Source organism: Duganella sp. AC237, from assembly GCF_979254035.1.
On the sequence record NZ_CEEDEW010000003.1, the window covers coordinates 1,545,752 to 1,568,428 of the forward strand.

The 22,677-nt window shown below is 63.9% G+C and carries 11 protein-coding genes; 7 read left to right on the forward strand and 4 right to left on the reverse strand.

All coding sequences use genetic code 11. The annotated features are described in order from the left end of the window. The first annotated feature begins 125 nt into the window (after positions 1-125). The 3 genes from tkt to AC0IYS_RS07335 all read left to right on the forward strand — a co-directional run bounded on the left by tkt (position 126) and on the right by AC0IYS_RS07335 (position 6,154). Complete coding sequence (tkt, locus tag AC0IYS_RS07325; protein WP_471704554.1) at positions 126-2,120, forward strand: transketolase; 1,995 nt, start codon at positions 126-128, stop codon at positions 2,118-2,120. Between the two features lie 49 nt (positions 2,121-2,169). Further along, positions 2,170-3,180 carry a type I glyceraldehyde-3-phosphate dehydrogenase gene (gene gap, locus AC0IYS_RS07330; protein ID WP_315223063.1) on the forward strand — a complete coding sequence of 337 codons (1,011 nt, stop codon included), beginning with the start codon at positions 2,170-2,172 and terminating at the stop codon, positions 3,178-3,180. Between the two features lie 277 nt (positions 3,181-3,457). Then, positions 3,458-6,154, forward strand: coding sequence for a TonB-dependent receptor (locus AC0IYS_RS07335; protein WP_471704555.1), 2,697 nt, complete (start codon positions 3,458-3,460; stop codon positions 6,152-6,154). Positions 6,155-6,222: 68 nt separating this feature from the next. Here AC0IYS_RS07335 and AC0IYS_RS07340 read toward each other — a convergent pair whose 3' ends face one another. Continuing rightward, on the reverse strand, positions 6,223-9,159 hold the full coding sequence (locus tag AC0IYS_RS07340; RefSeq protein WP_471704556.1) for a TonB-dependent receptor domain-containing protein: 2,937 nt from the start codon (positions 9,157-9,159) through the stop codon (positions 6,223-6,225). 203 nt (positions 9,160-9,362) lie between these two features. Next, a complete protein-coding gene (locus AC0IYS_RS07345; protein WP_471708813.1) occupies positions 9,363-12,182 on the reverse strand; it encodes a TonB-dependent receptor domain-containing protein in 2,820 nt (939 codons plus the stop codon). Between AC0IYS_RS07345 and AC0IYS_RS07350 the strand changes: the two genes are divergently transcribed. Continuing rightward, entirely contained in the window at positions 12,151-12,330 is a 180-nt protein-coding gene (locus AC0IYS_RS07350) for a hypothetical protein (RefSeq protein ID WP_471708963.1), read from the forward strand. The genes AC0IYS_RS07345 and AC0IYS_RS07350 overlap by 32 nt on opposite strands. A gap of 171 nt (positions 12,331-12,501) precedes the next feature. Here AC0IYS_RS07350 and AC0IYS_RS07355 read toward each other — a convergent pair whose 3' ends face one another. Together AC0IYS_RS07355 and glnE are read right to left on the reverse strand one after the other, a co-directional pair. Further along, complete coding sequence (locus tag AC0IYS_RS07355) at positions 12,502-12,957, reverse strand: cache domain-containing protein (RefSeq protein ID WP_471704557.1); 456 nt, start codon at positions 12,955-12,957, stop codon at positions 12,502-12,504. A 114-nt stretch (positions 12,958-13,071) separates the two neighbouring features. Next, a complete protein-coding gene (glnE, locus tag AC0IYS_RS07360) occupies positions 13,072-15,846 on the reverse strand; it encodes a bifunctional [glutamate--ammonia ligase]-adenylyl-L-tyrosine phosphorylase/[glutamate--ammonia-ligase] adenylyltransferase (RefSeq protein WP_471704558.1) in 2,775 nt (924 codons plus the stop codon). A 180-nt stretch (positions 15,847-16,026) separates the two neighbouring features. Between glnE and AC0IYS_RS07365 the strand changes: the two genes are divergently transcribed. From AC0IYS_RS07365 to tldD, 3 genes are read left to right on the forward strand one after another with little or no spacing between them, the layout of a single operon-like run. Continuing rightward, a complete protein-coding gene (locus tag AC0IYS_RS07365) occupies positions 16,027-20,250 on the forward strand; it encodes a YhdP family protein (protein WP_471704559.1) in 4,224 nt (1,407 codons plus the stop codon). Positions 20,251-20,290: 40 nt separating this feature from the next. Further along, on the forward strand, positions 20,291-21,088 hold the full coding sequence (locus AC0IYS_RS07370) for a carbon-nitrogen hydrolase family protein (protein WP_471704560.1): 798 nt from the start codon (positions 20,291-20,293) through the stop codon (positions 21,086-21,088). Positions 21,089-21,130: 42 nt separating this feature from the next. Continuing rightward, positions 21,131-22,591 (forward strand): metalloprotease TldD, encoded by a 1,461-nt coding sequence (gene tldD / locus AC0IYS_RS07375; RefSeq protein ID WP_471704561.1) that lies wholly within the window; start codon positions 21,131-21,133, stop codon positions 22,589-22,591. Positions 22,592-22,677 lie beyond the last annotated feature (86 nt).

Genomic DNA, 22,677 nt, shown 5'->3' on the forward strand with positions numbered 1-22,677 from the left:
GGCGTTTGGGCCGTTGCAAATCCGCCAATTTTAGGCCGCCGGGGTGGGCTCTGGTAGAATACTGCGTTCAGCAGCACGGCAGTTGGCAGCTCCAGGATTCCAAACCTCCCGCACTTACTTACACCATGAACACTACGCTCCCGCACACCCAAATGGCTAACGCGATCCGCGCGCTGGCAATGGACGCCGTCCAGAAGGCCAATTCCGGCCACCCAGGCATGCCGATGGGCATGGCCGAGATCGCCGTTGCGCTGTGGAGTGGCCATTACAGCCACAACCCGGCCAACCCGAAATGGGCGAACCGCGACCGCTTCCTGTTGTCGAACGGCCACGGCTCGATGCTGCACTACGCGCTGTTGCACCTCTCCGGTTACGCGGTGACGATGGACGACATCAAGGCGTTCCGCCAGATGCACTCGAAGACCCCGGGCCACCCGGAAGTGGACGTCACGCCTGGTGTGGAAACGACCACCGGTCCGCTGGGCCAGGGCTTGGCCAACGCGGTCGGCATGGCGCTGTCCGAATACTTGCTGGCCAGCGAATTCAACAAGCCGGGCCTGGAAGTCGTCGACCACTACACGTACGCCTTCGTCGGCGACGGCTGCCTGATGGAAGGCATCTCGCACGAGGTGTGCGCGCTGGCCGGCACCCTGGGCCTGAGCAAGCTGATCGCCCTGTACGACGACAACGGCATCTCGATCGACGGCAAGGTCGAAGGCTGGTTCACCGACGACACCCCGGGCCGCTTCGAAGCGTACGGCTGGAACGTCATCCGCGCGGTCGACGGCCATGACGTGGGCGCCGTGTCGGCCGCGATCGCCGCCGCCAAGACCTCGGACAAGCCGACCCTGATCTGCTGCAAAACCATTATCGGCAAGGGTTCGCCGAACCTGCAGGGCGGCGACAAGGTCCACGGCGCCGCGCTGGGCGACAAGGAAATCGCCGCCGTGCGCGAACACCTGGTCTGGACGTCGGTGCCGTTCGAGATCCCGGCCGAGCTGTACACGGCGTGGGACGCGAAAGCGTCCGGCGCCAAGGTCGAGTCCGAATGGAACGCCAAGTTCGCCGAGTACACCGCCCAGTTCCCGGCCGAAGCGGCCGAACTGACCCGCCGCATGAACGGCGAACTGCCGGCCGCCTTCGACGGCGCGCTGGCCGCCGCCATCGCCTCGTGTGTCGAGAAAAAGGAAAACATCGCCACCCGCAAGGCCAGCCAGAACGCCATCCAGGCGCTGGCGCCGGTGCTGCCGGAATTCCTGGGCGGCTCCGCCGACCTGACCAGCTCGAACCTGACCAACTGGAAGGAATCGATCGCCGTCCGCTCCGGCAAGCCCGGCAACCACGTCAACTACGGCGTGCGCGAATTCGGCATGAGCGCGATCATGAACGGCATCACCCTGCACGGCGGTTTCATTCCGTTCGGCGCGACCTTCCTGACCTTCTCCGACTACAGCCGCAACGCGCTGCGCATGGCCGCGCTGATGAAGCTGCGTTCGATCTTCGTGTTCACGCACGACTCGATCGGCCTGGGCGAAGACGGCCCGACCCACCAGTCGGTCGAGCACATCTCGTCGATGCGCCTGATCCCCAACCTGGACAACTGGCGTCCGTGCGACACCGTCGAATCGGCGGTGGCGTGGGGCGAGGCGGTCAAGCGCAAGAACGGCCCGTCGACCCTGATCTTCTCGCGCCAGAACCTGCCGTACCAGGAGCGCAGCGCCGAGCAGATCGCCGACGTCGCCCGTGGCGGCTACGTGCTGAGCGAAGCGGCCGACGCCAAAGTGACCCTGATCGCCACCGGTTCGGAAGTCGAGCTGGCCGTCGCCGCCGCCTCCGCGCTCAAGGCCGAAGGCATCACCGCGCGCGTGGTGTCGATGCCGTCGACCGACGTGTTCGACCGCCAGGACGCCGCCTACAAGGCAGCCGTCTTGACCAAGGGCATACCACGTGTGGCCATCGAAGCCGGCGTGACCGATTTCTGGTACAAATATGTCGGCCTGGAAGGCGCCGTGGTCGGCATCGATACCTTCGGTGAATCGGCCCCGGCGGGCGTGCTGTTCAAGCATTTCGGCTTCACGGTGGAAAACGTCGTGGCGAAAGTCAAACTGGTCATTGCATAATCTATAATTGCAGACCGGACTACCTTATTTTTTTAATCAGGAGCAGAGTATGACGATCAAAGTTGCAATCAACGGCTATGGCCGTATCGGCCGCAATGTATTGCGCGCTTTCTACGAAGGTGGCAAGAAGCAAGACATCCAGATCGTGGCGATCAACGACCTGGGCGACGCCAAGTCGAACGCCCACCTGACCCGCTACGACACCGCCCACGGCAAGTTCCCTGGCACGGTGGAAGTCGACGGCGACAACATGATCGTCAACGGCGACGTCATCCGCGTGTTCGCGCAGCGCAACCCGGCTGAAATCCCATGGGGCGACCTGGGCGTGGACGTGGTGCTCGAGTGCACCGGCTTCTTCACCACCAAGGAAAAGGCTTCGGCCCACCTGAAGGGCGGCGCCAAGAAAGTCATCATCTCGGCACCGGGCGGCAAGGACGTCGACGCCACCATCGTGTACGGCGTCAACCAGAACGTGCTGAAGTCGACCGACACCGTCATCTCGAACGCATCGTGCACCACCAACTGCCTGGCCCCGCTGGTCAAGCCGCTGAACGACGCCATCGGCCTGGAAACCGGCCTGATGACCACCGTCCACGCCTACACCAACGACCAGGTGCTGTCGGACGTGATGCACGAAGATCTGCGCCGCGCCCGTTCGGCCACGATGAGCATGATTCCGACCAAGACCGGCGCCGCCGCCGCGGTCGGCCTGGTGCTGCCGGAGCTGAACGGCAAGCTGGACGGCTTCGCGATCCGTGTGCCGACCATTAACGTTTCGCTGGTCGACCTGTCGTTCATCGCCAAGCGCGACACGACCGTCGAAGAAGTCAACGCGCTGATGAAGGCCGCCTCCGAAGGCGCCCTGAAGGAAGTGCTGACCTATCAGACCGAACCGCTGGTGTCGATCGACTTCAACCACAACCCGGCGTCGTCGAACTTCGACTCGACGCTGACTAAAGTGTCGGGCCGCCTGGTCAAGGTATCGTCGTGGTACGACAACGAGTGGGGCTTCTCGAACCGCATGCTGGACACCACCGTGGCGCTGATGACCGCGAAGTAATTCGTTTCATTCAATAGAAAGCCCTCCCGGCGCGATCCGGGAGGGCTTTTTTGTTTCGTGCGCCGAAATTGCGGCCATTCCTAACGCATAGGAAAGGTTAGTAATCGCTCACTGTTGTAAAAAGTGCGATTTGTAAATTTTGATACAAATCCACCCGGCCACACCCTTCACCCATGAAACGCGCTCATGCGAGACTGAACCGTCGGCCCGCGACAAGCTGGCCGGCGTTCGTCATGCAGTCGAACCGCGACTGTCGCCAATCATCGGGAGTTATTGAATGAGCTTAAAAGAAAAGCAGGGAGTTTTGTCCGTCCGCCTGGCACTGGGGGCGCTGGCCGGCGTTACGGTGCTGTTGTCGACCGCCCACGCGCAGACCGCCGTGGCGGGCGCCGCCGCCGAGCCGCCGAAGGTCATCATCACCGGTTCCAACATCGCTCGCATCGCCGGCGAGGGCGCGACCCCGGTGGAAATCATCACCCGCGAGGATATCCAGAAAAGCGGCGCCAGCACCGTGGTTGAAATGCTGAGCAAGCTGCCGTCGGTGGGTGTCGCGCTCGATGGCAACAGCTACAACTCGTTTGCCGGCGGCGCCAGCTCGGTGGCCTTGCGCGGGCTGGACGCGAAGTACACGTTAATTCTTCTCAACGGCCGGCGCCTGGCCAACTATGGCTTCGCCAACGGTGCCGAGAACAGTTTCGTCGATCTGAACAATATCCCGCTGGCGGCGCTCGAGAGCGTCGAGATCCTGCGCGACGGCGCCTCGGCCATCTACGGCTCGGACGCGGTGGCCGGGGTGATCAACTTCAAGACCCGCAGCAACTACCAGGGCATGGAGGTGAGCGGCAACCTCGGCGCCAACGTCAAGGGCGACGGCTCGACCTTCAACGCCAGCCTGACCAAGGGCTGGGGCGACCTCGACCAGGACGGCTACAACGTCCTGATGACCGTCGACGCGCTCAAGCGCAATTCGCTCTACGACGACAAACATTCGGCGTTGGCCAATCCCGACTACACCCGCTTCGGTGGCACCGATAAACACACGACGAGCCAGTTCCAGGGGTATGTGCGCGACTACGACAACGGCGAGCCGGGTTATGTCATTCCAGGTTGCAGGGGCACGGTGGGGATCGCCGCCGGTACGCTGGACCAGGTTTGCTTCACCACGCCGCGCGGCCAGCTGACGCCGCGCATCGAGCGGGTCGGGGTGTCGACCATCGTCACCAAGCGACTGGGCGGTGGCGACGAGCTGTTCGCCGAGCTCGGTTTTAACCATAACAAGTCGACCTATGAGCAAGGTTATCCAGGCTTTAGCAGCGCGCAGCTGGTGCCGACCGACGGCACCACCAATCCGGGCGTGCTGGCGCTGCCGGGCCCCACCGATACCACCTACGGTTTCACGCCCGGCGACCGCTTGCAGGTATTTCACGCGATCACCGAAGCCGGCCATAAAATCGAGACCATCAAGAACGACACCGCGCGCGTGGTGGGCGGCTGGCGCGGCACCTTGCAGGGCTGGGACAGCGAATTCGCCGTCAATCTGAACCGTAGCAAGCTCGACGACGACACCACCAACACCGTGTTGCTGGACGCGTCGACCCGGCTGCTCAACGATGGCATCATGGGCAGCGGCGGCTACGATCCATTCAATCCGGCCAATCCGATGAGCGTGGTCTCGCCGATGCTCTACAACATGCACCATAGCGCCACCTCCAAGCTGGAAATGGCCGAATGGAAAATGAGCAAGGCCGAGTTGTTCTCGCTGCAGGGGCGTCCGGTCGGCTTCGCCTGGGGCGCGCAGGCCAGCCATGAATCGATCGACGATGTCGCCGATCCGCAGACCTTGCTGGGCAATGTGGTCGATTACGGCGCCACGAGCAGCAAGGCCTCGCGCAGCGTCTATTCGGTGTACGGCGAGCTGGCCGTGCCGGTGCTGTCCAAGCTCGATGCCCAGTTGGCGCTGCGGGGCGACCGTTACAATGATTTCGGCACCAGCTGGAATCCGAAGGTGGCGCTGGCCTGGCGGCCGACGGACGCGGTGCTGCTGCGCGGTTCGGCCACCACCTCGTTCAAGGCGCCGACCTTGCCGGAGATCGGTTCGACCACCACCGCCTATAATACCGTGGCGGACTACGCCCGTTGCGGGCCGCTGGGCTACGTCGGCGCGCAGTGTTCCTACAGCCCGAAAATCTACCTGCAGGGCAATCCCGATTTGAAGGCGGAAAAGGCCAACAACTATTCGCTCGGGATTGTTTTGCAGCCGGTGAAAAACCTGTCGATGTCGCTCGACTGGTACGGCATCGACCAGCGCGACACGATCCAGGCGCTGGACCCGCAGTACATCGTCGACCACGAGGACAGCATTCCCGGTTACGCCGCGCTGATCGGCCGCGACCCGCGCAATCCGGCGCTGGAGGCCGCCCATCCCGGGCTGAACAAAGGCCGCATCAAGAGCATCACGACGCCGTTCAGCAATCTCGGCAAGACCAAGATCGCCGGCGCCGACCTGGACGTGAAGTATGACCTGTCGCTGGGCGGCTACGGCGCGCTGCACTTCCACGAGGTCAACAACCATACCTTCAAATACGACCAGAGCATCGCCCCCGGCGAGGCGACGCAAAGCCGGCTGGGCGGCACCTACCATCCGCGCTGGAACAACTCGTTCCTGACCGCGTATGAGTTCGGCGCACACGAGGTCGGTCTGACGGCGCGCACCGCCGCCGGCACGTTGAACATCACCGATCCGACCTATACCCAGGACGCGGCGGTCACTAACGCGCGCATTCCGTCGTACACGGTGTGGGACCTGAACTACTCGCTCAAGGCCAGCAAGACGCTGAGCGTGAACGTCGGCGTCAACAACGTGTTCGACAAGGCGATGGTGTATTCGAACAGCGTCTACAACGACACCTTCGTCCAGGGATTGAACGACGTCGTGGGCCGCTATGCCTATGTCAACGCGCGTTACGCGTTCTAGCCGCCAGCAGTAAAAAAGCCTTCCCGGCGCGAACCGGGAAGGCTTTTGTCGGAGGCTGCGACGGCGCCTTACAACGTCACGCGCAGGCCCAGGTAGTAGCGGCGGCCGATCGGATCGTAGACCGAGGCGTCGGTTTCCGTGCCGGTGGTGTTGCCCGGCAGGCCGCTGATGATGCGCGCCGGCTTGCGGTCGAACGCGTTGTCCATGCCGAAGTAGACCTGGAAGGCTTTCTTGACGTCATACGTTACCTGGAAGTCGGTGGTGGTGTAGGAACCGATCTTCGGCGCTTCGTTGCCATTCTCGAAGGTGTTCAGGAACTGGTCGTCCAGCTTGGAGCGGCCGGTGTAGGTGGTGGTGGTGCTGATGCCAACCGGTCCCCACTTGTACGCCAGGCCCAGCACGGCCTTGTTGCGTGGCGACTCCAGTTCGCCAGCCGACTCGTCCCTCTCTTCGCCTTGCAGCGGGACGTCCCACAAAGTTTTCAGGTAGGTGTAGGAGGTTTGCACCGCGAGACGGCCCGGGCCGACACGGTCCGCCCACGAGGCGGTCAAGTCGATGCCCTCGGTGCCCTTGCCGCCACTGTTCGACACCGCCGTATCGCTGTACTTGATCGAGCCGGCGCTGTACGAGCCTTCCGACACGGGACGGCGCGTGATGAAGCTGCAATAGTTGGCATTGCCGCCGTAGCACTGCTGCAGCGAATACTGGCGCGGCGTGCTGACGATGGCGTCCGAGATATTGATCTTGAAGTAGTCGGCCGTGAAGGTGAACTTGCTCAATACCGGAATCGACCGCGGCGTGACGACCACGCCGATCGTGCTCGAACGGCCCTTCTCGGCGGCCAGTTGGGGATTGCCGCGGTTGTAGCCGCTAATACCCTGCTGGTCCGATTGCGACTGGGTGAACACGCCACCGTTGGCGGCGATGTTGGCGTTCACACCGGGCGCCGCGCGGCAGGCCACGCTGGTAGGGTCGCTGCTGGTGGCGGTGACGCCGATGCAAGGATCGACCAGACCGCTCGGGAAATCCTGGCTGGGCGCCTGGTACAGCTCGTTGATGTTGGGCGCGCGGGTCGAGACCGCGCGCGTGCCGCGGAATTTGACGTCCGACACCGGCGTCCATTCGAAACCCGCGTTCCAGCTGTTGGTGCTGCCGACGGTGGAATAGTCGCCGTGGCGGAACGAGCCGCGGAAGTCCAGTGCCTGGACGAACGGCTTGTCCTTGAGCAGCGGCACGCGCGTTTCGGCAAATACCTCGCGCACGTTGAACTTGCCGTAGGTGGGCGGCGTCGCGTTGCCGGCGTTCAGGCCGGCCTGGGTCAGCGGATCGGCCACGCTGCTCGATTCCTCGCTGCGCCATTCATAGCCCGCCGCCAAGCCGATTTTACCGGCCGGCAGTTCGAACAGCTCGCCGCTGATGGTGCCGCCGGCGATCTTCTGGGTGATGCTGGTGGCCAGCGAGCCCGGCGCGGTCACATACTTGAGCGCCTCCTGGGTGATGGTGTTGTAGCCGAACACATTGAGCGGCACGCAGCCCTGGGCGCGCGCGACCGGGTCGGCGCACATGACGCCGCCATCCGGATTCGGAATGGCTTCAAGCGCCGAGCGGGCCGTCAGCGTGTTGATCTGGCCGGTGGAATTCTGCGATTCGGTGGTGCGGCCGTAGCTGACGAAGGCGTCGTAGTTCCAGTCGGTGAGCAAGCCCGGCAGGAAGCTGCCTTTCAGGCCGGTCGCCAGGCGCAGGGTGCTGCGGTCGACGGTGCTGTGGCGCGGGCCGAATTCGGCCAGCCGGCGGCTGAAGTTGTAGTCGCGCAGGCCGTCGTCGTTGTTGTCGATGCTGTTGTCGAACAGGTATTGCGGCACCAGCGGATTACGCACCTTGATGCCGTTGATCAGCGATTCGGCCGGCACCTGGCCGCCGTTGTTCTTGTAGATGTCGCCCGACGTCATCGGGTACGGCTCAATGTTGGTGTCGACCTTGGTCTGGGCGTAGGTACCTTCGAAGAACGCGTTGTTGTTGTCGTTGATCTTCAGGTTGCCATTGGTGGCGAACAGGAAGCGCTCGGTCGGCACGGCGATGGTGCGGTATTCCGAGCGGTTGAAACCGGTGGCGGCCAGGGTTGCGCTGCCGTTGGTCGACCACGGGATCACGTTGCCGTTGCGGTCGTAGGTGAAGCTGGTGCCGTCGCCGCGGAAAAAGCGGCCCTGCGGCGGGATGCTGGAATAGAACGGCGCCAGTGGCGTGAACAAATCCCTGGCGTCGCCGGTATCGCTCGCACCCAGCGAGGTCTGGTCGATGGCCGCGCCCAGGCGGGCACGGTCCTTGGACATCACGGCGCCCTGCTTGGAGTAGCCGAAGTGGCCCATGATGTTGCTGGCGCCGTCGGCGCTGCTGGTGCCGAAGGTCAGCCCCAGTTTGCGCTTCTGGTCGTCGTTCTTCTCCCAGGCGCGGCCGGCCGAGCCGTCGATCAGGATGCCGTTGAAGTTGCGCTTGAGGATGATGTTGACCACACCGGCGACCGCGTCCGAACCGTAGGTCGCCGAGGCGCCGCCGGTCAGCAGTTCGACGCGTTCGATGAAGTCGATCGGAATGGTGTTCAGGTCGACGGCGGTGTCGCCCGGCACGCCGGAGACGAAGCGGCGGCCGTTGACCAGCACCAGCGTGCGCGAGTCGCCCAGGTTGCGCAAGTTGACGGTGGAGACGCCGCCGCCTGAAGTCAGGAAGTTGGAGTTGGTGCGGCTCAAGGTCGGGGTGCCCATGGTCGGGTTCTTCTGCATCAGTTCCTGCAGGTTGACGGCGCCGGAGGCGGCGATGTCGGCCGAGCTGAGGATTTGCAGCGGCGACGGCGAATCGGCGTTCGGCGACGAGATGCGCGAACCGGTGATTTGCACTTTCTGGATCGGCTCGGATGCGGCTTCCTGCGCATGGGCCGCTTGCATCCCTAACGCCAGACCGGTGACGCAGATCATGCGCACGGACCGGGATAGTGTGGTCTCTTTCATCATTTGCAACTCCCTGAGTATTATGATTGGTGGTCTGATTGTCGAAACATTATTTTTTCGACCAGCCACTGTACTCAGTCGTTATTGGCACTGTAAATACGAACACTCTAGAAAATCAAAAAACCAACAATAGCAAAATGATAGTTGCGCTGCACCGTTGTGGTGCAGCCACAAACACGTCAACACAGTTGACTTTGGCAACGATATTACAGCTGGACGCGCAGCCCGACATAGAAACGGCGGCCGATGGGGTCGTAGGTCGAGGCATCGGTTTCGGTGCCGGTCTGGTTGCCGGGCAGGCCGCTGATGATCGGCGGCGGGTTGGCGTTGAACAGGTTGTCGATGCCGAGGTAGAGCTGCACCGATTTGCGCACGTCATAAGTGAGCTGGACATCGTTGTAGGTGCGTGAGCCGACGCCCACTGTGCCGGGCGCGATGCTCAGGCTTTTGAGGAACTGATCGTCCAGCGACACCGGTCCGGTGTAGGTGGTGGTCCAGTTGGCGCCGTACGGTCCCCATTTGTAGGCCAGGTTCAGGGTCGCGCGGTTGCGCGGCGCGTTGACATTGTTGGCCGTGACCTCGGCGACGTCGTGGTTTTTCTCGGCGTCCGGCGTGGCCTGTTGCCACAGCTTGCGCAGCCAGGTATGGGCCAGCCGGGCGCTCAGGTTGCCCGGCCCGACGCGCCCGGCCCAGGAGGCGGTCAGGTCGATGCCCTCGGTGCCGTAGCCGCCGCTGTTGGTGGAGGCGATGTCGCTATAGCGGATCGAACCGGCGCTGAGGTTGCCCACGGCGGCGGGGCGGCGCGTGATGAAGGAGCAAAAGTCCAGGTTGTTCTGGTTGTAGCACTGGTCGAGCGCGTACTGGCGGTCGGTGAAGACGATGGCGTCGGCGATCTTGATCTTGAAGTAATCAAGCGTGAACACCGCGCGCCTCAGCAGCGGAATTGCACGCGGCGTGACGACCAGGCCGACCGTGGTCGAACGGCCGGTCTCGGCCTCGAGGTTGGGGTTGCCCCGGTTATAGCCGCTGATGCCTTGCTGGTCGGCTTGATTTAACGTGAAGATGCCGCCGTTTGCCGCCATGTTGGCGGTAACTCCGGGCGCGTTGCGGCAATTGACCGCCAGCGGACTGGCGTCGCCGACCGATACGCCCTGGCACGGATCGACCAGTCCGGTGGGGAAGTCCTGGCTGGGCGCCTGGTACAGCTCGTTGATGTTGGGCGCCCGGGTCGATTGCGCGCGCGTCGCCCGCAGCTTGATGTCCGGCGTGACGGTCCATTCAAGGCCGGCGTTCCAGCTGTTGGTGGCGCCGACGGTCGAATAGTCGCCGTGGCGGAAGGTCGCCAGCGCGCTGAGCTCGCGCACCCAGGGGCGCTCCTTCAGCAAGGGCACGCGGGTTTCGACGAACACCTCGCGCACGGTGAACTGGCCGAAGGTGGGCGGCGTGGCGTTGCCGGCGTTCAGGCCGGACTGGGTCAGCGGATCGGGAATGGCGCTCGATTCCTCCGAGCGCCATTCGAAGCCGGCGGCGATGCCGATGCGGCCGGCCGGCAGGCCCGGCACCTCGCCGGTGGCGGAGGCGCCGACCAGCCGCTGCGTGATGGTGGTCAGCAGCGAGCCCGGCGCGGTCACATAGCGCAGCGCGTCGGGGCTGATGCTGTTGTAGCCGAACAGGTTGATCGGCACGCAACCCTCCTGGCGGGCGTTGACGTCGCGGCAGACCGGCGTGCCGTCGACGTCGGGGACCGCCTCCAGCGCGTTGCGCAGGCTCATGACGTTGACCTGCCCGGTGGAGCTTTGCGCTTCCTTGGTCTTGCCGTAGGTCAGATAGGCCTCGTAGTTCCAGTCGCGCACCGTACCCTTGAGTCCGGTGGACAGGCGAAAGGTGTCGCGCTCGACGTTGGACCGGCGCGGGCCGAATTCCGACAGGCGGCGGGTGAAGAAGTAGTCGGGCACGCCGTCGCCATCGGTGTCACTGATGCGGTCGTACAAATACTGCGGCACCAGCGGATTGCGCACCAGCGCGCCGTTGACCAGCGAGGCGGCGGGCACCTGGCCGCCGGGCTTGTAAACATTGTCCGATCCCAGCGCGAACGGTTCGATGTTGCTATTAACGCTGGTGGAGGCATAGGTGCCTTCGAAAAACGCGCTATGGTCGGGGTTGAAGGCCCAGGTGCCGTTGGCGGCGAACAGATAGCGCTCGATGGGCACGGCGATCAGGCGGTATTCGGAACGGTTGTAGCCTGTCGCGCCGACCCCTGTGCCCGGCGCGCCATTTTGATTCCAGGGAATAATGTTGTTGTTTGCGTCATACGTGAAATCTTCAGCGTCGCCGAAGAAGTGGCCCTGGGGGGCATAGCCGGAAAAGTTCGGCCGGCGCGGCACGAACGCCAGGTCGGGGCGTCCCTGGGTGATCGACGAGAATTGGTCCACGGCCGAACGCTCGCGGTCGCGCGAAAATACCTCGCCCTGTTTGGAGTAGCCGAAATGGCCCATCAGGTTGCTTGCGCCGTCGGCGCTGGTGATACCGAAAGTCAATCCCAGTTTCTTTCTGTAGTCGTCGCCTTCCTCGCTTTGCCCCACCAGCGAATCGAGCAGCACGCCGTTGAAGTTTTTCTTCAAGATAATATTTACCACCCCGGCGACCGCATCCGATCCGTAGGTGGCGGAGGCGCCGCCGGTCAATAACTCGACCCGCTCGATAAAGTCGGTGGGAATAGTATTGAGATCGACAGCGGTATCGCCGGGTACGCCGGAAACAAAACGCCGCCCATTCACCAGGACCAAGGTACGGGAATCGCCGAGATTGCGCAGATTGACCGTGGTCACACCCGCGCTCGATGTCAGGAAATTGGAATTGGTTCTGCTGACGCTGGGCGTTCCCATGGTCGGATTTTTTTGAAGTAATTCTTGCAGATTTGTTGCGCCGGATGCCGCTATATCGGCTGAGCTTAATATCTGCAATGGCGACGGCGATTCGGCGGCGGGGGAGGCGATGCGTGAGCCGGTAATCAGAACTTTCTGCATAGATTCAGCAGATTCCTGGGCATCGGCGATGGTCGTGCCGAATATCACACCGCTGGCGCAGATCATGCGGACCGAGCGGGCGAGCGATCTTTCTGTTGTCATTATCCGACTCCTTTTTGATTATCAACGTGATGTCACCGTTGAATAGACAGGAGTGGCGGTCGAGGAGTTCCCCTGCAAGCCAAGCTCGTTTTTGGCTTTTACGTGCCAATTTCAAGCATGATGCCCGGCCGAAACGACCTCTGGAACAAAAAAACGGGCGAAAAAAAGCCGGGAAGCATCCCGGCGGCAGCCATTTGAAGACGAATGAGTTATAAGCTCATTTATAAATCCCGGACCCCACAAACATATCGTCGACCTTTTCCACATACCCCGCCTTGGATTCGACCGCCTTTGTCACCGGATTGGGCCATTTGAAATCAACCCAGCCGCTGCCTTTGGTCTTGGCGAGTTCCACCATTTCCTTGATCATCGGTTTTCCCTCGTTATCTTTCAGGCCGATTAAAGGCTTGCCGACCATTTTAGGATTATTCCCGTGGGCTAAAGCGACGCCATTCAGATCATAAACGTAAACATATAAATCGCGGTCGTGAAACGTCGCGTTGGCCGGATCGGAAATGGCGGCAAAGGCTTTTTCCTTGCCGTCCGATTTAATCAGCGCGACCGCCCGCTTGACCATGGCGACGGCTTCTTCCTTGCTGCCTTTGTCGGCGGCATAAACGGTCGTGGACATCGCCAGCAGGCTGAATGCCACGGCACCCATTAATGTTTTCATGTCAATTCTCCAGGTTATCCAGGTTAAGTGAGGCGGCAGCGGGGCGCGGTGTTCTATATCGCGCTCTCATTTTCCGACTCTCCATAGTACTGCACTTAATCGGGTATCCCGTTGTTAGTCGGCAACATTTTGTCCAAAGATGAGTTGCCAGAGAGCTAATACGTTGGGCACGTGGGCGGCCATCGATCCCGGGTCGACCCGGGCCATATCCTGGCCCTGCAAACGCAACTGGTGCTGCAGCTTGCGTAACTGCCGGTAGGCGTCGCCGACCTTGGCGGCCAGATCGGCCGGAATCAAACCGAGCTCGCCGAACATCTTCAGCAAGGTGATATTGCCGATATTGATCGTCAGTTGCGGATAGGTCGAGGCGTGCCGCAGCACCAGGTATTGGACCATGAATTCGATATCGATCATGCCGCCCGCGTCGTTTTTCAGGTCGAACATCTGGGTGTGGTTAGGCTTGGCGTCCACCATCCGCTTGCGCATGGCAACCACTTCGCGCTTCAGCGGGCCGTCGACAGGACGTTCCTTGCGCAGCACCGACTCGCGGATCTGCTCGAAGCGCTCGCCGATGGCGGCGTCGCCAGCGCAAAAGCGCGCGCGCGTCAGCGCCTGGTGCTCCCATACCCACGCCGAGGTGTTCTGGTACTTTTCGAACGAGGCCACGCTCGACACCATCATGCCGCTGGCGCCGTCCGGGCGCAGCGCGGTGTCGATGTCGAACAGCGTGCCGGCCGGGGTTTGTGATGTCATCCAGGTAATAAAACGCTGCGCCAGCTTGGCGTACTGGGCCGGGGCGTCCTGGTCGGTGTCGTCATACAGGAAGATCACGTCCAGATCGGACACGTAGCCCAGCTCCTTGCCGCCCAGCTTGCCATAGGCGATGACGGCGAATTGCGGCACCTCACGGTGGCGGGTGGCGATGGTCTGCCAGATCGCCTTGATGGCGGCATCGACAATCTTGTCGGCCAGCGCCGACAGGTGGTCGGCCAGCCTTTCCACCGTCAGGTCGCCGGCCAGGTCCTGCGCCAGCAGGTGGAACAGCTGGGCATGGTGGATTTCGCGCAGGATGTCCATCTGGCGCTCGGTGTCGCCGGGCGCGGCGGCCAGCTGCAGCTCAAGATCCTGCGCCAGCGAGGCCGGGTCGAACACGGCGTTGCGCACGCGGTCGTCGAGCAGCTCGTCGAGCAGGATGGGGTGCAGGCTGAGAAATTGCGCGGCCCAGCCGCTGGCGTGCACCATGCGGATCACGCGCGCCAGGGTGTGCGGATATTCGGTCAGCAGCGACAAATAGGCCGAGCGGCGCGCCACCGCTTCAAGAAAGTCGAGCAGGCGGCCCAGCGTGGCCTGCTGGTTGCCGCCGCTCGATTCGGCCGAGCACTCGATAATCAGCGGCAGCGCCGCGTTGACCAGGGCCAGCAGCCGGTTGCGGCTTGCTTCCGGCAGCGATTGCAGGCGCGGCGCCTGCCAGGTCGCGATCAGGCGCTTGGTGGCGACCTCGGGGGCGTCGAAGCCGAGTTCGGCGAAGCGGGCGATCATGGCGTCGCGATTGTCGGGATCGGCGCATTCGTTGCTCGACTGCGGATTGATGTCGTTCTCGCTGCCGCTGGTCTTGTCGGAGAACATTTCGTCGAACTGCCCGGCGACGAACTGGCGATGCGCCTCCAGCTGGGCCAGCAGGGTGGCCGCGTCGGGCAGTCCCATCATCTGGGCCACCAGCAGCCGGTCGGCCTCGTTGGCCGGCAGGGTGTGCGTTTGGGCGTCGTCGAGGTATTGCAGACGGTGTTCAAGATTGCGCAGGAAGGTGTAGGAAGCCAGCAGTTGGTAGACGATGGCGTGGCTTAGCAAACCTTTTTCGGCGATGGTACGCAGGGTGGTGCGGGTCGAGCGGTCGCGCAGCGCGGCATCGCGCCCGCCCCGTATCAACTGGAACACTTGCGCCAGGAACTCGATTTCGCGGATGCCGCCCCGGCCCAGCTTGACGTTGTTGCTGCGGTCCGGATGCAGCCGCTCCTGGCGGTTGACCTCGGCGCGAATTTGCGCGTGCATGTTGCGGATGGCGTCGATGACGCCGAAGTCCAGGTAGCGGCGGAACACGAACGGCCGCACGATGGCGTCGAGCGCGGTGATTTCCTCGGCCTGGCCGGTGACGGCGCGCGCCTTGACCCAGGCGTAACGCTCCCATTCACGGCCCTGGACGATCAGATATTGCTCCACCATGTTGAAGCTGGCCGCCAGCGGGCCGGAGCCGCCGTTGGGCCGCAAGGCCATATCGACGCGGAACGTGTAGCCATCTTCCGTGATCTCCGCGATGGCGGCGATCAGCTTCTTGCCGAGCCGGATGAAATACTCATGGTTGGACAGGCTGCGCTGGCCCGGCGCGACGACCGCCGTGTCGCCGTCCTCGGGATAGACGAAGATCAGGTCGATGTCTGACGAGACGTTAAGCTCGCGGCCGCCCTGTTTGCCCATCGCCAGCACAATCAATTCCTGCGGCAGGCCCGATTCGCGCCCGGTCGGGATGCCGTGGGCGGCGCTCATCTCGACGCTCAGTTCATGCAGATGGCGCTGGATGGCGAAATCGGCGAAGCGGGTCATGGTTTCCACCACTTCGGCCAGATTGGCCTGGCCTTCCAGGTCGCGCCGTATCAGTCCGCACACCAGCAGATTGCGCAACCGGCGCATCGCGCGCTGCAACGGCAGCGGCGGGGCGACCGCCGGCACGGCCGCCGCTTCCCGGGCCAGATAGGCGTCGAGGTCGATCTGGGCCAGCGGGATTTGCGCAATTTCATCGGCTTTGGCGGCGCGGTCGGGCGCGGCGGCCAGCCAGCGTTGATAGAAGCGCGACGCGGATGGGGGGACAGAAGATTTAACGGCGGAGGCGTTCATTGGCTGCTATTTTCCCGATACGAATAAGTTGGCCCCCGCCGGACGCGTAAAACCGGCGCAACAAGGGCTAACAGGCGCTGTGTTAGCGGTGCGATGCGGTAGAATGCGCAGACTGGGAAGCTTGAAAAAACCGAGTGTAGCGATTTTATTTGACGCATGGCCTGATTTATTAGCTTATTGATGCAAAAACAAGAAGAGGAGACCGTGACAGACGAGGGGCCATTGGCTGCCCGCTGGCATCGGCTTCGTGCGGCCTACCGCTTCTGTAATCTGGCCACCCACCATGTGCTGGGATTTTCGGTCAAGCTTCTGTTGCTGCTGTATTTCGCCTTCACCATCCTGTTCCTGGTGCTGCGCTACGCCGTGCTGCCGAATATCGACCACTACAAGGGCGATATCGAACGCGCCGCGAGCCGCGCGGCCGGCAACCAGGTCACCATTTCCCGCATTTACGCTTCCTGGAACGGCTTGCGTCCCAGCCTGTACCTGGGCGATGTCGTGCTGCACGACAGCCAGGGCCGGCAGGCGCTGACGCTGCCCGGCGTCTCGGCCACCCTGTCGTGGTGGAGCGTGCTGGCCGGCGGACCGCGTTTCGACTCGCTGGTGCTGACCCGTCCCGACCTCGACCTGCGCCGCGAAGCCGACGGCCGCCTGTATGCGGCCGGCATGTATCTCGACCCCAACAAACCGAGCGACGGCAAGGCCGCCGACTGGCTGCTGTCGCAGCGCGAGATCGTTATCCGCGACGGCCGCGTGCGCTGGACCGACCGGCAGCGCGCAAGTCAGCCGGCGCCGCTGGCGCTGGAAGGCGTCACCCTAGTGCTGCGCAACAAGTGGCTGCGCCACCAGCTCGCGCTCAAGGCCACGCCGCCGAGCGCGCTGGCCGCGCCGCTCGACGTGCGCGCCGACTTCACCCATCCCGCCTTCGCCAGCCGCGTGTCCAATGTGTCGATGTGGAAGGGCGAGCTGTACGCCGACATCCGCGACACCGACGTCGCTGCCTGGAAAGCCTGGATCGATTTCCCCTTCGTGCTCAACAGCGGCGGCGGCTCGCTGCGCACCTGGCTCGGTTTCGACCAGTCGCGCCTGACCGCCGTGACCGCCGACGTCGGCTTGCGCGACCTCTCGGCGGTGCTGGGCAAGGATTTGCCGCAGCTCGAGCTGCGCGAACTGACCGGCCGCATCGCCGCCCGCGAAGACAGCCCGCCGTTGGCGTCCCCGGTCGCCACGGGCGCGGCAGGGCAAAAATTCGGCGAGCGCGGCCACAGCATCGAACTGACCAATCTGACCCTGACCACCAGCGACGGCCTGGTGATGGCGCCGACCTCGCTTTCGGAAACCTATGTCGCGGCCACCGGATCGAAGCCGCAGAAATTCCAGCTGCGAGCGCCCCAGCTGGACCTGCGCACGGTGGCCGGCCTGGCCGAACGCTTGCCGCTGAGCGCCGGGCGGCGCAAGCTGCTGGCCGACGCCGCCCCGCGCGGCCTGTTGCGCGATTTCTCCGCCGAGTGGACCGGCGCCTTCCCGGCCGTGCAGTCGTACCGGATCAAGGGCGACCTGGTGGGCGTGGGATTGCAGCCGCAGCCGCCGCGTCCGGCGCAGCCGAAGACGGGCAAGACGCCGGCCACCGCCGCCGTGCCGGGCATTCCGGGGTTTGACAACCTGACCGGATCGATCGACGCCACCGACAAGGGCGGCCGCTTCAGCCTGGATTCGCGGGATCTGGTATTGCAGATGCCGGACCAGTTCAGCGACGCGGCCATGCCGTTCGACAGCCTGAACCTGAAGGCGCGCTGGTCGTTCGAAGCGGACAATCAATTGCTGTTGCAGATCGACGAGATGGCCTTCCTGCAGCAGGGGCTGAGCGGCACCCTGCGCGGCACGCACACGATGCCGCTGGCCGGCAAGGGGGTGGGCAAGGCCGACCTGACCGGCACCTTGAACAACTTCGAGCTGAACCGCATCGACCGCTTCCTGCCGATGCAGACCCCGCACGACCTGCGCGCCTGGCTGACCGGCGCGCTCGAAGGCGGCGTTGCCAGCGACGTCAGCGTGCGCCTGCGCGGCGACCTGGCGCATTTTCCCTTCCACGGCGAGCACGCCGCGCACGGCGAGTTCCGCGTGGCCGGCAAGCTGACCGAGGGCAAGCTCAATTATTCGCCGAACCACTATCTGCAAGACGGCAAGGTGCTGGGCAAGGACGGCAAGCCGCTGCCGCTGTGGCCGCAGGCCGAGCACATCAAGGGCAGCTTCGTGTTCGACCGCGCCCGCATGGAAATCCATGGCGATACGGCCACCACCGGCGGCGCCGCGCTGACCAGGGTCAAGGCGGTGATCCCCGACCTGACCATCCACGATGCGATACTGGAAATCGACGGCAACGCCGCCGCGCCTATGCAGGAATTCCTCAAGTATGTCGCCAACAGCCCCGTATTGAACTGGATCTCGCACTTTACCGAGGACACCCAGGCCAGCGGCAACGCCACCCTGGCGCTCAAGCTGCAATTGCCGCTGTCGCACATGATCGACGCCAAGGTGCAGGGCGCCTTGCAGCTCAATAACAACGACATCACCTTGATGAACGATTTGCCGCCGGTGCAGGCGGCGCAGGGCAAGATTGAATTCAACGAGCACGGCGTCAACCTGAACCAGTTGTCGGGCATATTCCTGGACGGGCCGATTTCGATCACCGGCGGCAGCCAGCGCGACAACGCCATTGTCATCAAGCTGGGCGGCATGCTGACGGCCGACGGTTTCCGCAAGCAGTACCCGATGCCGGTGATGCAGCGCCTCGGCAGCCATTTCTCCGGCGCCACGCGCTACAACGGCACGGTGACGGTGCGCGACCACCAGCTGACGGTGGCGGTCGATTCGAACCTGGCCGGTCTGGGACTGGACTTGCCGGCGCCGGTCAACAAGGCGGCGGCGGACGCGATGCCGCTGCGCTTCCTGCTGACCAGCACCTTGACGCCGGACGCCAACAGCGCGCTGCACGACGAGATCCGCATCGCGCTGGGCTCCAGCATCGCGGCGCGCTACCAGCGCCAGAAGACCGGCAAGACGCCATGGAAACTGGTGCGCGGCGGCATCGGCGTCAACACGCCGGCGCCGGAACCGGACAGCGGTCTGGCGGTCAACATCAGCCTGCCGGCGCTGAACGTCGATTCCTGGCTGGACTTCGGCGGCAGCGTGGCCGGCAAGAACGAGCCTGCGACCGCGACCGACGCCGCCGCCACGCCGGCCGCCGACGCCGCCGACTTCGCCCAATACGTGGTGCCGGACACCATCGCCGCCCGCAGCATCGAACTGATCATCGGCGACCGCAAGCTGGAGAACGTGGTCGTCGGCGTCAGCCGCCAGAAGACCGTGTGGCAGGCCAGCATCGATTCGACCCAGGCCAACGGCTATCTGACCTGGAGCGAACCATCCACCGGCCACGGCCTGGGCAAGGTGACGGCGCGCCTGTCGTCGCTGGTGATCCCGGCGTCGGCGTCGAAGGAGGTGCAGGACCTGCTGTCCGACGGCAAGAGCGCGGCGGCGTCGATTCCGGCGCTCGATGTCGTGGTCGAACGCCTCGAATTGTTCAACAAGCCGCTGGGAATGCTGGAGCTGCAGGCCAGCAACGCGCAATTGCCGAGCGAGAAGGCGCGCGAATGGCGCATCAACAAGCTGTCGCTGACCAACGCCGACGGCGAGCTGACCGGCACCGGCAAGTGGGTCACGCGCGAGGGCGCGCACAACACCAGCCTCAATTTCAAGCTGGACATCGCCGACGCCGGCAAGCTGCTGGACCGGTTCGGCTTCGTCGGCACGGTCAAGAACGGCAAGGGCTCGCTTGGCGGCGACATCGCCTGGAAGGGCCTGCCGTATTCGCTGGACCTGCCGAGCCTGGAAGGCCAGATCACGATGAACGTGGAAAAAGGCCAGTTCCTCAAGCAGGACCCGGGCGCGGCCAAGCTGCTGGGCGTGCTCAGCCTGCAAGCCTTGCCGCGCCTGCTCAAGCTCGATTTCCACGACGTCTTCTCCGAGGGCCTGGCGTTCGACGGCATCACCGCCAACGCCAGCATCCACCAGGGCATCGCCAAGACCGACAACCTGAAAATGCACGGCGTGGCCGCCACCGTGTTGATGGACGGCACCGCCGACATCGCCAACGAAACGGCCAACCTGCACGTGGTGGTGATACCGGAAGTGAATTTGGGAACGGCCCCGCTGGTCTACGCGCTGGCCGTCAACCCGGTCATCGGCCTGGGCAGTTTCCTGGCGCAGCTGTTCCTCAGCGCGCCGGTGATGCGGGCGCTGACCTATCATATGCAGGTCACCGGGCCGTGGAAGGCGCCCGTGGTCACCAAGCTCGACGGAGCCAGGGCGGACCCGCCGCCGGCCGCCAAGGGCGCGCATTAATCTGTACTAACCTTCCGCTTCAGCCACGATTGGAACCGCCATGACTCAAGTCGCCGCAGTACAAATGATTTCCTCGCCGTCCGTGACGGAGAATATCGCCACCGCGCGCCGGCTGGTGAAACAGGCCGCCGACGGTGGCGCCACCCTGGTGCTGCTGCCGGAGTACTGGGCCATCATGGGCCTGAGCGACAGCGACAAGGTCGCCGTGGCCGAGCCGCTGGGGGAGGGGCCGATCCAGGACTTCATGTCCTCGCTGGCGCGCGAGCTGGAGATCTGGCTGATCGGCGGCACCTTGCCGCTGGCGTCCGACGATCCGGAAAAAGTCGTCAACACCACCCTGGTCTACAACGCCCAGGGCGAGCACGTCGGCCGCTACGACAAGATCCACCTGTTCGGCTTCACCAAGGGCACGGAGTCGTACAACGAATCGAAGACCATCGTGCCGGGCAAGCACGTCGGCGTGGTCGAGGCGCCGTTCGGCAAGGTCGGCATGTCGGTCTGCTACGACCTGCGCTTCCCCGAGCTGTACCGCGCGATGGGACCGGTGTCGCTGATCGTCGTGCCGGCCGCGTTCACCTACACCACCGGCCAGGCCCATTGGGAAATCCTGTTGCGCGCGCGCGCCATCGAAAACCAGTGCTACGTGCTGGCGGCGGCGCAGGGCGGCACCCACCCGAACGGCCGCCGCACCTGGGGCCACAGCATGCTGATCGACCCGTGGGGCGCGATCAAGGACGTGTTGGCCGAGGGCGAGGGCGTGGTCAAGGGCGACATCGATCCGCTGTTCATCGACGGCGTGCGCCAGAGCCTGCCGGCGCTCAAGCACCGCACGATGTGAACCCAAGACAGTTGCACAACAATCCCGAACCGGAGCACCACCATGAAGCCTTTTGAACCGAACCTGTCCACCCTGGCCGTCGCGCGCGATATTTTGCTGACGCCGTTCGGACTCGACGAGGGCAAGCTGCTCAAGACGCTGGGCGCGATGTTCACCCACAAGGTCGACTACGCCGACCTGTATTTCCAGTTCACCAAAAACGAGGGCTGGAGCCTGGAAGAGGGCATCGTCAAAACCGGTAGTTTTTCGATCGACCAGGGCGTCGGCGTGCGCGCCATTTCCGGCGACAAGACCGCCTTCGCCTATTCGGACGAGATCTCCGAAGCGGCGTTGCTGGACGCGGCCACCGCGACCCGCACCATCGCCCGCGCCGGCGCCGGCAAGATCAAGGTGGCCGGCGCGATGACGCCGACCGGCGGCCGCTCGCTGTACATGCCGAACGACCCGCTCGCTTCGCTTGACGCCACCGCCAAGGTCAAGCTGCTCGAGCGCATCGAGAAGATGGCGCGCGCGAAAGATCCGCGCGTGGTGCAGGTGATGGCGGGCCTGGCCGGCGAATACGACGTGGTGCTGGTGGTGCGCAGCGACGGCGTGCTGGCGGCCGATATCCGGCCGCTGGTGCGCGTCTCGCTGACGGTTATCGTCGAACAGAACGGCCGGCGCGAGATGGGTTCGTCCGGCGGCGGCGGCCGCTACGATTACGGTTACTTCAGCGACACCTTGCTGGACTTCTACGCCACCGAGGCGGTCAAGTCGGCGGTGGTCAACCTGGATGCGCGCCCGGCGCCGGCCGGTCCGATGACGGTCGTGCTGGGGCCGGGCTGGCCCGGCATCCTGCTGCACGAGGCCATCGGTCACGGCCTTGAGGGCGACTTCAACCGCAAGGGTTCGTCGACGTTCTCCGGTCGCATCGGCGAGCGCGTCGCGGCCAAGGGCGTGACGGTGGTTGACGATGGAACGCTGGCCGATCGCCGTGGTTCGCTGAACATCGACGACGAAGGCAATCCGACGCAGTGCACCACGCTGATCGAGGACGGCATTTTGAAAGGCTACATCCAGGACACGATGAACGCGCGCCTGATGAAGATGCCGGTGACGGGCAACGCGCGGCGCGAATCGTTCGCGCACCTGCCGATGCCGCGGATGACCAACACCTACATGCTCGGCGGCGACAAAGACCCCGGCGAAATCCTGGCGTCGGTCAAGAACGGTTTGTACGCGGTCAATTTCGGCGGCGGCCAGGTCGACATCACCAACGGCAAGTTCGTGTTCTCGGCCAGCGAGGCGTATATGGTGGAGAACGGCAAGATCACGTATCCGGTCAAGGGCGCGACCTTGATCGGCAACGGACCGGAAGTGTTGAACCGCGTGTCGATGATCGGCAACGACATGCGGCTGGATCCGGGCGTCGGCGTGTGCGGCAAGGAAGGCCAGAGCGTGCCGGTCGGCGTGGGTCAGCCGACCTTGCGCATCGATGGCGTCACAGTAGGCGGCACGGCTTAATCGCTAACCCGCACTGCGGCCACATGGGGTCGTACCCGGTTGGGTACGACCCCTGCATCCGGGGTGCGGGTCTAGGTCTTAATCGA

What these genes read in the sequence shown, in the direction of transcription:
- tkt (WP_471704554.1), top strand. Translation starts at nt 126, where the DNA reads ATGAACACTACGCTCCCGCACACCCAAATGGCTAACGCGATCCGCGCG.
- gap (WP_315223063.1), top strand. Translation starts at nt 2,170, where the DNA reads ATGACGATCAAAGTTGCAATCAACGGCTATGGCCGTATCGGCCGCAAT.
- AC0IYS_RS07335 (WP_471704555.1), top strand. Translation starts at nt 3,458, where the DNA reads ATGAGCTTAAAAGAAAAGCAGGGAGTTTTGTCCGTCCGCCTGGCACTG.
- AC0IYS_RS07340 (WP_471704556.1), bottom strand. Translation starts at nt 9,159, where the DNA reads ATGATGAAAGAGACCACACTATCCCGGTCCGTGCGCATGATCTGCGTC.
- AC0IYS_RS07350 (WP_471708963.1), top strand. Translation starts at nt 12,151, where the DNA reads ATGCGTGAGCCGGTAATCAGAACTTTCTGCATAGATTCAGCAGATTCC.
- AC0IYS_RS07345 (WP_471708813.1), bottom strand. Translation starts at nt 12,182, where the DNA reads ATGCAGAAAGTTCTGATTACCGGCTCACGCATCGCCTCCCCCGCCGCC.
- AC0IYS_RS07355 (WP_471704557.1), bottom strand. Translation starts at nt 12,957, where the DNA reads ATGAAAACATTAATGGGTGCCGTGGCATTCAGCCTGCTGGCGATGTCC.
- glnE (WP_471704558.1), bottom strand. Translation starts at nt 15,846, where the DNA reads ATGAACGCCTCCGCCGTTAAATCTTCTGTCCCCCCATCCGCGTCGCGC.
- AC0IYS_RS07365 (WP_471704559.1), top strand. Translation starts at nt 16,027, where the DNA reads ATGCAAAAACAAGAAGAGGAGACCGTGACAGACGAGGGGCCATTGGCT.
- AC0IYS_RS07370 (WP_471704560.1), top strand. Translation starts at nt 20,291, where the DNA reads ATGACTCAAGTCGCCGCAGTACAAATGATTTCCTCGCCGTCCGTGACG.
- tldD (WP_471704561.1), top strand. Translation starts at nt 21,131, where the DNA reads ATGAAGCCTTTTGAACCGAACCTGTCCACCCTGGCCGTCGCGCGCGAT.